Source organism: Acetivibrio mesophilus, from assembly GCF_004102745.1.
GTDB lineage: Bacteria > Bacillota > Clostridia > Acetivibrionales > Acetivibrionaceae > Hungateiclostridium > Hungateiclostridium mesophilum.
This window is the reverse complement of record NZ_RLII01000047.1, coordinates 1-10,755: the sequence shown is the minus strand read 5'-3', so window position 1 is coordinate 10,755 and position 10,755 is coordinate 1. Positions and strand designations below refer to the sequence as shown.

The 10,755-nt window shown below is 34.5% G+C and carries 10 protein-coding genes and 1 pseudogene; 3 read left to right on the top strand and 8 right to left on the bottom strand.

Annotated features, from left to right (window positions below):
* Window positions 1-411: 411 nt before the first annotated feature.
* The 5 genes and pseudogenes from EFD62_RS16625 to EFD62_RS17900 all read right to left on the bottom strand — a co-directional run.
* On the bottom strand, window positions 412-1,035 hold the full coding sequence (locus tag EFD62_RS16625) for a RipA family octameric membrane protein (protein WP_194087103.1): 624 nt from the start codon (window positions 1,033-1,035) through the stop codon (window positions 412-414).
* Between the two features lie 21 nt (window positions 1,036-1,056).
* Window positions 1,057-1,815 (bottom strand): hypothetical protein, encoded by a 759-nt coding sequence (locus EFD62_RS16620; RefSeq protein WP_128706533.1) that lies wholly within the window; start codon window positions 1,813-1,815, stop codon window positions 1,057-1,059.
* Entirely contained in the window at window positions 1,803-3,206 is a 1,404-nt protein-coding gene (locus tag EFD62_RS16615; protein ID WP_162302536.1) for a restriction endonuclease subunit S, read from the bottom strand. Before EFD62_RS16615 ends, EFD62_RS16620 begins: the two co-directional genes overlap by 13 nt.
* A gap of 68 nt (window positions 3,207-3,274) precedes the next feature.
* Window positions 3,275-4,540, bottom strand: a complete 1,266-nt coding sequence (locus EFD62_RS16610; protein WP_268919989.1) for an HsdM family class I SAM-dependent methyltransferase — start codon at window positions 4,538-4,540, stop codon at window positions 3,275-3,277.
* Between the two features lie 402 nt (window positions 4,541-4,942).
* Window positions 4,943-5,367: pseudogene (locus tag EFD62_RS17900) on the bottom strand (type I restriction enzyme HsdR N-terminal domain-containing protein); the annotation flags it as partial.
* 468 nt (window positions 5,368-5,835) lie between these two features.
* Here EFD62_RS17900 and EFD62_RS16605 point away from each other — a divergent pair.
* The 3 genes from EFD62_RS16605 to EFD62_RS16595 all read left to right on the top strand — a co-directional run bounded on the left by EFD62_RS16605 (window position 5,836) and on the right by EFD62_RS16595 (window position 10,032).
* A complete protein-coding gene (locus EFD62_RS16605) occupies window positions 5,836-6,735 on the top strand; it encodes a ParB N-terminal domain-containing protein (protein WP_128706531.1) in 900 nt (299 codons plus the stop codon).
* A 52-nt stretch (window positions 6,736-6,787) separates the two neighbouring features.
* Window positions 6,788-7,045 (top strand): DNA-binding protein, encoded by a 258-nt coding sequence (locus EFD62_RS16600; protein ID WP_128706530.1) that lies wholly within the window; start codon window positions 6,788-6,790, stop codon window positions 7,043-7,045.
* A gap of 158 nt (window positions 7,046-7,203) precedes the next feature.
* Complete coding sequence (locus EFD62_RS16595) at window positions 7,204-10,032, top strand: DEAD/DEAH box helicase family protein (protein WP_128706529.1); 2,829 nt, start codon at window positions 7,204-7,206, stop codon at window positions 10,030-10,032.
* Window positions 10,033-10,071: 39 nt separating this feature from the next.
* On the opposite strand, the gene EFD62_RS17575 is transcribed toward EFD62_RS16595, so the two are convergent.
* The 3 genes from EFD62_RS17575 to EFD62_RS18340 are packed head-to-tail and all read right to left on the bottom strand — an operon-like array spanning window position 10,072 to window position 10,628.
* Entirely contained in the window at window positions 10,072-10,242 is a 171-nt protein-coding gene (locus tag EFD62_RS17575; RefSeq protein ID WP_155522919.1) for a hypothetical protein, read from the bottom strand.
* A gap of 10 nt (window positions 10,243-10,252) precedes the next feature.
* On the bottom strand, window positions 10,253-10,402 hold the full coding sequence (locus tag EFD62_RS17570) for a hypothetical protein (protein ID WP_155522918.1): 150 nt from the start codon (window positions 10,400-10,402) through the stop codon (window positions 10,253-10,255).
* A complete protein-coding gene (locus EFD62_RS18340) occupies window positions 10,395-10,628 on the bottom strand; it encodes a DUF6338 family protein (protein WP_407921100.1) in 234 nt (77 codons plus the stop codon). The genes EFD62_RS17570 and EFD62_RS18340 overlap by 8 nt, the downstream gene beginning before the upstream one ends.
* Between the last annotated feature and the right edge of the window lie 127 nt (window positions 10,629-10,755).

The window sequence follows — 10,755 nt, the reverse complement described above, 5'->3', positions numbered from 1 at the left end:
TCCTTTTGCTATTTATGCGGTCGGCTAAACCCGCTATATTTTAGCAAATGGAGGTATTTTTATCTACTCATAGCTATAAGCTTTTTGGAACCACCTGCATAGCAGGTGGTATTCATAAAGACAATAATAAAAACATGAAATGTCACAATTTTCATGTTTTTTCTCTTTGATAAAATCTTTGTATTGGCGGAGAGAGAGGGATTCGAACCCTCGGAACGCTATTAACGTTCACACGATTTCCAGTCTACGCCTTAACTGTAACCCCTCAATCCCTTATATATCAACCGTTCCATATAATCTTTTCGTTTTTACTCCACACGACTTCCTTAATTCTATTATAACAAATCATTTCCCCATAAACCACTGAAAATATATGGTTTCATGGGAAACTAACTTAATAACACCTTCTTTTCATTTCCTCAGCTTCCCGGCAAATCGCTTTTTATTGCTTAGCTTTACTTTCACTTCATTACTTGCTTTTTTTTCAACTCCTGTACTTTCTGGATTACTTGAACGGGCATATATCAATATATATACTGAATACACTAATGTAAGTATGACAAAAATAACAATGAGTGTATCCATTGAGAAAATATTTCTAAACAATTTTAAATGCTTACATACTAAAGATAATGTTATTCCAATCCATACTGCTAATACATAATCACTAAGGGCTATAGCAAGCTTACTTACAGAATACTTTCGTGCCCTTAATGCCCAAAACTTATTTTGAACTTCTTCAACCTCTTTAAAAAGACTTCCAACCAGTTCGTCTTCATATTTTGAAACTTTTGATTCCCAGTTTTCTTGCCAAAACTTGCTTCCCCGATTGGCAAGAGTCCAAACCAAAGAACAAATACACCCAAATCCTGAAATCATAATTGCATATTTTGAATTTTCCTTGTATAGTGTGGCAAATGCGACAAAAGCAGAAGCTATAAACCCCCAAAAGAATAATGAACGCTTCCAAAATAAATCTATTTCAAATTTTCTTGTATCAAGGCTAGTGTTAAACGCCCTTTCTTTTATGTCCATATAGTTCCTCCTTCACTGCAATCAAAGACACTCGTCAATAATGCTTTGTAAAAGAATTACTTGTTCTTGTAAATGTACAATTTCTTCTCTGTGTTTACTTAATTTTCGTGTTAAGCTGTTGATTCTATCAATTTCTTCATTACAATCATTTATCTTTCTTTTTATTAGATATTCAATTTTATTATAGTAGCTTATGGGGTCTTTTATAATTGTACAACATTCATGTCCAAAACTGTTTGGCATTGCTTCGTATTTTCCAATTCTGTTAACAACTTCTTGATATAAAATACTCACTAAACCGCAACTATAGCTTTTATACTTCATTTTTATTATTGATATTTGAACCTTAATGAGTGGTCTATTATTAATTCTACTATCAAATTCACTTCTAAATAAAATCGAACCCAAGCAATATAGGTCTAAAAATGCTTCAAGTCCATTCTTATCGAGGACTGTTAAACCTGATTGATTAGGGTCATGAAAAAAGTGATTGCGGTTATCTCTCCTATCTTTTATTCTTGTTGTTAACGTAACAACGTCTTGTCTATTGCTAAAATAGTTATTAATTTCATTTACAATGTTTCGAAATGATTTGAATGATTGACCATTCGGCTTTAACGGAGTCCAATTTTGTATATTCATTTGCAAAAAACTTTTCATTGAAAGTTCGCATAAATCGTCTATTTGTATGTATGCTGACCTTATATTCATAGAAGGATTCATTAAATATACTTCATTGGTAGTTTGGATAAGGTCTATAAGGTCGTCTATTCTTGACATAACTTATATCCTCCATCCAATTTCTTTATACTCACATTAATCCATTCTATTGCTGAATTATCGCCTTCCTCAATGGCTTTTTCTACACCTGTTTTTGCAATTTCCAATAGACTTTCAGATACTTTTTTCAATTTAAAAGCTTCCTGTATTTTTTCTGATATTTTCTTCTGTTTGTCATATTCTAATATTGGTATTTCCACATTTTCAATATCTGATAGTCTCCAGTGCTGAATAATAGAACCTCCTGAATCTCTTTCAGCCTGTAGCTGTGTTAAAACTGAATTAAGTACAAGAGTAAGGTAATCAGGTAAAATATCTTTATTCTTAATTCTAAGGTGTAATATAGCACCTGACGTAATGGCTTCCAAATTTTCTTCAACCTTATATGCTATACCTATACTACCGTCTTTTGAGAAAAGTATAGTATCTTTTTTGGGTTTTAAATTTTCAATATTTTTAGTTATATTATGGGGAATACATATATCAGGCTGAGTTATTCCATACTTTGTCAAGTTTGAGACTCTAATAAAAGGTAATCCTTCCTCTTGATATACACTCGACCCCGGTTCGATTGACTTTTTTATTCTAACAATATCTTTTAATTTTAAGTTATAAGTTTTAGTTATTTTTGATAAAACCTCGTCATATTTGGGTTGGTAGTATTCAGAATCTAATCGCCCAGTTATTTTAAATGACTCAGACAATTTTTTTGTTGCCGTATTTTCTTCTGTGGGCTTCCAACCTTTATAGCCAAGTTCATTAGACAATATGTTTTCTACTTCTTTATATTGTGTTTTTGAATTCTTATGCAAATTGAAAGAAATTGAAACTAAATTTCCAATTATATCTTGAAATTTGCTACTAAAATGAGGTATAAATATTTCTCTGAATTTAGCAGGACTAAAATTGGTTTGATTACTTGTCATTGAATACTTTTCAATTTCATTCCTGCCGTGTTTTGAGTTCAAATATATTGTTAGTGTTTCTGAATTTATAATACTTGTTTTTGGTCGGATACGAAATAAATATGACGCAAAAGCATAAGTCGTGTCTTCTAAAACAATTGCACTTTTGCCAACTAATTTAGGATTTCCGTTAGTTCTACAAATAAGTACGTCACCCTTTTTAAGACGCAATTCTTCAAAAGTTATTTCATTTAATTTGCTACAATATTTTGAAGGCACTCCAATAAAGTTACTATCAAATTCATTAAGACGTAACACAGGATAGCCACAATTATCCTCATTCAATTCTTCGGAAGTTCCATATTGGACAAAACTTAAAATATCTTTGCCTAAGAATCCTTTATCACAATTTAATGTTTTTGCAACATAGAATTCTGATTCAAGCCTTGAAATATCACTAAGCGATAGAATATCACTTAATCTCATTTCTATTGCTTCCAGCCCATCCATTAAACGTTTATACTTTTCTTCGTCAAATGGCTTAATAGACGGGCTTAGGCAAAAAAACTTAGCTTTTCCTTTTTAGCAAATTCAATAAATGCTTCTGCTATACCGTCCTCAGTCAGTCCGTCATGGTTAAATAGGTCATGGTCTACAATTAAATGTCCGTGGCTATCCAGTAAAAATTCACTTGCTTCAATAGGTGCAATATCGTAATTGTTCTGAACGTCTGTTATTTTGCTTATTGCTGTAGGGTCTCCCACCTTTAAGCCGTCTAAAACAGGCTTTGAAACATTTCGTTTTACATACAGCTTTTCGCCTGAATTATCCTTACCTGACTTTTTCATGGTAGCAAAGAATATATTATAATCGTCCGCTTTAGGGCATAAATCCCCCTGTTTCGGGTCGTCATTCCATTTTTGTACAAATAGTACAGAGGTTTTAGTGCCAGTATGGGGCTTAAATGTGTTACCATGCAATCCTACAACAGCTAAAATTCTGCAATGTTCAGCTATGTAATCTCTTATAATTTTATCTGATACATTATTAAAGCGTCCCTGTGGCAATACAATAGCCATACGTCCGCCCGGCTTTAAGAAATTAAGATTTCGTTCAATAAATAAAATGTCCCTGCCTATCTTATTTTGCCATTTGCCGCTTGGTTTCTTGCCTAAATCATACTTTGCTATAATTCTGCTTTCCTTAATGTCTCCCGCAAATGGGGGATTAGCCATAAGCACGTCAAAAGCAAATTCTTTATAGCTGTCCCTGCTTTTGCGTAGCTTCTTTAACTTTCTAAACCCCTGATAATATGTGTCTTTCCAGTCTTCTTGTTCGATTGTTTCGTCCCACCGTTCATAATCAAGGGTGTTTAAGTGCAATACATTAGTCTGTCCGTCTCCTGCAATCAAATTTAATGTTCTCGCAACTCTTACCGATTTTTCGTCAAAATCAATAGCAAATACTTTGTCCTGTACATATTTTTCAAACCTGTACGGTTTCTGTTCTATTGTAAAAAGATTGCTTGTTGCTAAACCTTCGTCTTTTGCAATCTGTCCCCACACATGGAATATGCTGTGTACTGTAAATCCTGCCGAACCTGCCGCAGGGTCAATTAAAAACTCGTCCTCCTTTGGATTTAGCATTTTGACGCACATATCTATAACATAACGAGGTGTAAAATACTGTCCTTTTTCTCCCTTACTGCTTTTGTTTATCATATATTCAAAAGCGTCATCCACAACGTCAAGGTTTGAGTTGAAAAGCTTCACATTCTGTAAAGAAGATACACAAATTGAAAGGTGGGAGGGGTTAAGCATTATTTTTGAATCTTCACTGAAAACACCTTCCCATTGTCCCTTTGCCCTGTCAAACAGGTTTTGAATCTTTTCCTTTAATTCCGTTTCAGTCTGCCCGGTATTCCTGAACTCCAAATACCGAGACCTGTTTCTGCCTGAGAGCCATTCGTCATAGAGCTTAGTAAAAGTCAGCTTAAACACTTCTTCAAACACATCAACCCCTGCATTTGCAAGAACTTCGTCCTCCATTTCTAGGATAAGGTCTTTAAGTGACTTTTTTTCATTAACAAGCTTGTCCTTTTTGATAAGGTCGTCTATAGTAAACTGTTCATTTATAATATCAGCTAATTTTTGATATGCTGTTGGTATATCGGTAATATCTTCAAAATAATTAGGGTCTTTCCTGTGGTAATAGGAAATTGAATCACCGTTAGTCCATACCCCTATGGGTGAACCCGTAGCATTGCAGTATGATTTTAACTGTCCTTTACCGTCTTTCAGCTTTGGTTGCTTTAGTTCAACCATTATGTAAGGGGTCGTAACACGGTCTTTATCAAATATAACTATGTCAGCCCTTTTTTCTCTCTGCCAAATACTACAGCATATTCAAGTTCCATTCTTTCAACCGGGTACTGATAACGGTTGATAAGGACTTTTATAAATAGTTGTCTGACCGCTTCTTCTGGTGTAAGCTTTATGTCCTTATTCCTTACAAGGCATTTGATATATGGTACTTTTGCGGTTTTTGTCTCTTTTATAAATATACTTTCCTCAAGTTCTTTAATATCCTCTGGCGAAAACTGCGTAAGCCTGTAATTTGAATCTTTAAGTATCTCTGTTAATAACATTTGACCAACCCCTTTTATAATAAAGCTTATTGCATAAGAACAAAATATTACAGTTTATTATACAATTTTTGCACCATATTGTCTATTAAATAGAAAAGGAATTCACATGTAAGTCCTAAATCATAAGAATAGGTTTATTTGTCTCTAAAAGCTTATTAAAGAGTTTTTACAGCGAAATGCACATTGAGTACAGTTGACATAAAACATAGAGTTAAACACATATTCTAAGCCTTCTTTTCTCTTGCTGATTAACGGTATCTAGTTCTAAAATTAATAGTATGCAACCATTAGCAATTAACCAACAAAATCTAAATTAACACAGACTGTATAATACAAGTATATTCGCAAAATCCTTTTGTAACAAGGCTTACAAAATATATAACGCTTGAATTCAGCATACAAATAGTGTATAATAATATTATGTAAACTAGTAGTTATTTATTTTAATATTGAAAGGGGCGTTATAAAGTGAAAACATTTTATAAAAATTTAGACGAATTAAATACAGAAAAGTACCGTAATATTTTACAACCATTGGAAGGTGAAGCAAAGGAACTGTTAAAAAAGAGTATTCAGGACGAAGGTATTAGGGAAGCAATAATTATTGACCATGAAGGTAATGTTGTTGACGGGAATAATCGTGTTACAATAGCCCGTGAAATTGGATACAAAAGTTTTATAGTTGTAAAGGAATTACCACAAGGCGTTGACCCTATACTATTTATTCTTCAAAATCAATTAGGTCGCAGAAATCTGACAGAAGAACAAAGACGGCACTTTATCGGTGAATACTATAACCGATTAAAAGGTAAACAAGGTGGTGACAGAAGAACAAAGGGTCAAGGTGACACTTTGAATGCCGCAGAGGAAACCGCTAAAAAGTTTGGAGTATCTCCAAGAACTGTTAAGAGGGCAGGAAAGTTTGCGGCAGAAGTTGACCAAATGCCAGAAGAAGAACGTCAAGAGGTCTTGAGTGGTAAAAAAAAAGTTAAACAGTCAAAGCCTATGTCTAAGGATAAGCTTCAAATAGAACCAAAAGTTGTAATAAACCCAAAACCAATACCACACTATTTGAGACATAAGCCAGCAATAGAATGTTACAAGAAAGACGAAACTTATAACCCATCACATGTTAAGAATGAAACTGACGAGGAAGTTATTGACTTATTCAAAGAAATACTTCCTGAATATTTTAATAGTCCACAGGCTTTATTTGTTGTTGACCATGGAATGGCTTATTTAGATTCATTGTGTATGACAAACTTTGAGAAATTCGGTAGGAAGGATAAGCAAAAAATGGTTAAGACCATGGAATTAATTCTAAAGAAAACTACTGAGCTAATGGAAGAAGCAAAAAAGAGGGCGTAAAAGCCCTTATACATAGTGATTAATTTATCACTGATTATAAGGAGGTCTCAAAATGCCAAGACAAGGACGCTACAAAAAAGAAGGTTGGCTAACTAAAGCAGAAGCGGCTAAAATTATCGGTTGCCACCCGAACACTATTTTACACAAATGCAAGAACGAACAAATTCCATATTCAATAATTGACGGAGTTTATTATATATCACCTGAAACTGCTAAACTGCTAAAAAAGGAAGCAGAGGAATTCAGGTCATTAGAAAAAAAGCTTGAAGAACGCAGACAAGAACTAAAAAGAAGATTTAAGAGTAAATGAACACTAAAGTTCTAAAAAATAAAAACGATAAAAGCCCTGCGTGAACAGGGCAGAATACGGTTTGAAAAGGAATATTGTCTACTAATATTATATCATATTTTAAGCACCTTTTCAAACCTCCAAATGCAGTAATACTAAGCGAAAGGGGGTTTTATACAGTGCGTTTGGTTCACGTTTCAACAGATTTTTATTCTTATGAATTTATAACAAAGAATACGGATAATCAGTTTCCAGATAGAATATTACTTGCACATAATGGCTTTCCTATAAACAGCCGTAAGCCTGATAGCATTGGATATGTTTCTAATAAGGTGTCATTGCCTGATAACAGGTTTTATGTGACTTTTAAAGGGCTTATGGAAGCTGTGGCTATACAGGGAATGTCATTTAGCCCTACAATCTTTGAGGATTATAATAGAAGTCAGGCAGGTTTTATTGGCGGTGAAATGGTAACCCTTGATATTGATACAGGGTTAACCATGCAAGAAGCTTTAGACATTGCAAACCTTTATGGAGTGCCGCCCAATTGTATTTATGAAAGTTTTTCTTCAACACCACAATTAAGAAAGTTCCGTTTGGTGTGGCTTTTAGACCATTTTGTCACAAATGAAAAAGCTTTCAGGTTTATTATTGAAGCACTGGACAGAATTTTTGACTGCAAGGCAGACAGACAGGCAAAAGAACCTTCAAGGCTTTATTTTGGGAGTAATAATGGCATATGGTATTATAATGAAAATTCTGAATTGAGTATACCGAACCTTACAAGTGCAGTAATGACAAAAATTGAAAATTCATATAGCAAGAACATATTCAAGAAAAAACAGCAGGAGTTTTTTGAGGGTCAAGGAATTGTATGGGAAGATAGTAGCCCACAAATAGGAATGATAAAAGCTGACTGGGAAAAAAGAGTGGAAAACCATATATATTATATATGTAATTCCACTCCAAATTCCCAGTCCCACCAAATGGAAATAGAAACACCTGACTACCCAAACAGTTCCTATTTAGTAAGAGTTGGTGAAGATATACTTTCAGTTACTCTCTGTCACGCTTATAGAGGGGCGGAAACAAAAAATACCAGACCTGAAAACTTTAAAATTGACCCCGAGGACTTTAAGAAATGCCCTTTAATTGAAGCAGGATTAAAAGGACAGCTAAATGAACCGCCGCTATGGCTTTTTGACCCTGCTCTATGGAATATGGTTAGGAACTTAGCCCTTTTTAAAGGCGGTGAAAAACTTTTTAAAGAGATTATGAACGCAAACCCTGTTTATTGGCAGGAAACAGTTTTAAATGAGGATGGCAAACAAAAGACGTACAAAAAGGCACAGCATTATATAAAAAGATTTAAAGACATACGCAAGACTAATGACGTTAAACCTTCAAAATGCAGTGAGGAAGTTTGCCCACTTTTTGAAAAGTGCAAGTGGCAAGGAACAATGTACAGTAAAATTAAGCCCATGAAACGTCGCCCACAGGTCGAGGACATTCCAGTGATTTCACTGCAAGAGGGACAAAAGCTATTGGAACAGTATTTTATTGAAGCAGTAGACCAAAGTGACACGGTGACACTTTTGAAAGCACCTACAGCAATTGGAAAAACCCAAATGCTTATTAAGTGGCTTAAAAACAATAAACGGACAGCTTTAATTGCAGTTCCAACGCATAAATTGGCGGCAGAACTTGAACAAAGGCTTGAAATGGCAGGAGTAGAAGTATTGAGGGTTTTACCCCTTCCAACATGGGAGGATATACAACAGCCGCAGTTGCCCATTGAAAAGGCGGAGTATTTGCAGTTTTTTAATGAAATTACAGAACTCAAAAGGACTGGATATTATGGAACAGTTTTTGCAAAAGAACAGGATATGTTTAACCGTTTATGTAAGTACCAGACAACAAAACAGTTTTCAGACGCATATTGGGACTATTACGCCGCTAAAATAAACGCCAAAACACACAAAGGCAACTTAATAATGACCCATGACCAACTAATGTATTGGGACAAACCCATGCAGGATACAATAATTATTGACGAATGCCCTTCAAACAGTCTGAATAAACAGGGAGTTGCTAAAATTAATGACATAAACCATTTGAGAAGCCTTTTAAGCCATTCTGAAGCATGGGAGAAGAAAGATATTACGCCAATAGTTTTAGACTTCCTGCAAGGTGTTTTAGACCTTCCTTATGAGAAGCCGATTAAAATTGAACCTCCATTGTTTAATGAACAGGAGTTTTCGGAACTTTTAAAGTTTTTCAGATATGACCTAAAAACAGGTGATACAAACTTTTGGCAGTTATTTAGTGCAGATTGTGTATTTAAACAAAGTGGAGAAATTACATTCAGACAAAGAAACCAGATAAAGAGGGGTGAATTACCAATGGCTATTCTGTCAGCAACACCGAATGAATTTTTATTAAGACATTTTTATTCAGACTTGCAAATAAAAGAAGTACCGCCATTAAAAGCAGTCGGAACATTAAAGCATTACTGGAAGTATGCTTGTTCAAAGGAATTTTTTGAGAAAAGGCATGACTTCAAAGAATTTATGGGAAATGTAGTGTTCCCGATTACAGGGCGTGACGTAAACGTGTTGACATACAAAAAATTCTATGACCTTTACAAAGACGAAATGCCTATAGTTGGATATTTCTTCAATACAGCAGGACGTGATGAGTGGAAGGCTAAAGACCTTGTTGTTGTGGGTGTACCGTGGCAAGACCCGAATATGTGGAAACTGGAAGCCCTGTCATTAGGGATTGATATTGAAAATAAAGATTTTACCTGTCAATATAATCGTGTTAAATGGAACGGCAGGACATTTTATTTCAATACTTTTAATGACCCTGAATTAAGAGAAATGCAAATGTATAGCATTGAATCGGAATTGTTACAAACAATAGGACGTGCAAGGCATTTAAGGCATGACGTAACGGTACATTATTTCGGAAATTTTCCTTTGCCACAGGCTATTATAATTGATTAAAGGGCGTTAAACGCCCTATTAATCTTTAGATAATTATTTTTACTTTTCGTTACTATGACTTTTTTCTGTTGATTGTCCAGTACCGCCTTTGGGTGGGGTAGGATTCGGTATAGAACTGCTATTTGGTCTATAACCAAAAGTACCAGGGTTCTTTGGTTGATAGCTTCCAATTTCTATATCTTCTTTATTTTTCTTATTGTTTTCTGTCATGTTTTTTACCTCACTTTTTGTTTCCTTGTGTTGAGGATTCTCCTGTCCCCCCCTTTGGTGGTCTAGCTTGACTGGTAATTGGTTTTGGGGAAAAACCTTTTTGTATAGGCTGGTATCCCTCGTTAAGTGGTTTCTGATTGTTTGAATTCTGTTCACTCATTATTTGTCACCTCCTCACTATTTGTTATTTCAAAAAATTCTATATAGTCAAAGTAGTCTTTACTAATCCACATGCCTTTAGTTCCTTCTATTCTATCTAAGAATTCACCTTTTTCATTTACACCCCAAACCTCAGAGATATATATGTCTTCCTTATATGGAAATGAAGAAGCAAATGATTCACCTGCGTATAGTCCACCAATTAACTTCCCGCTTTTTAAGTGAATTAACTAAAACTTCGCACTTATAAAAGTCCCTGTGCACCTTGAAAATTCAATATTATTTGGTGATAAAAATGGCATGAGACCTTCAACATTGGTATAATTGAGTTGAGAGAAACAATCAAACCAAATG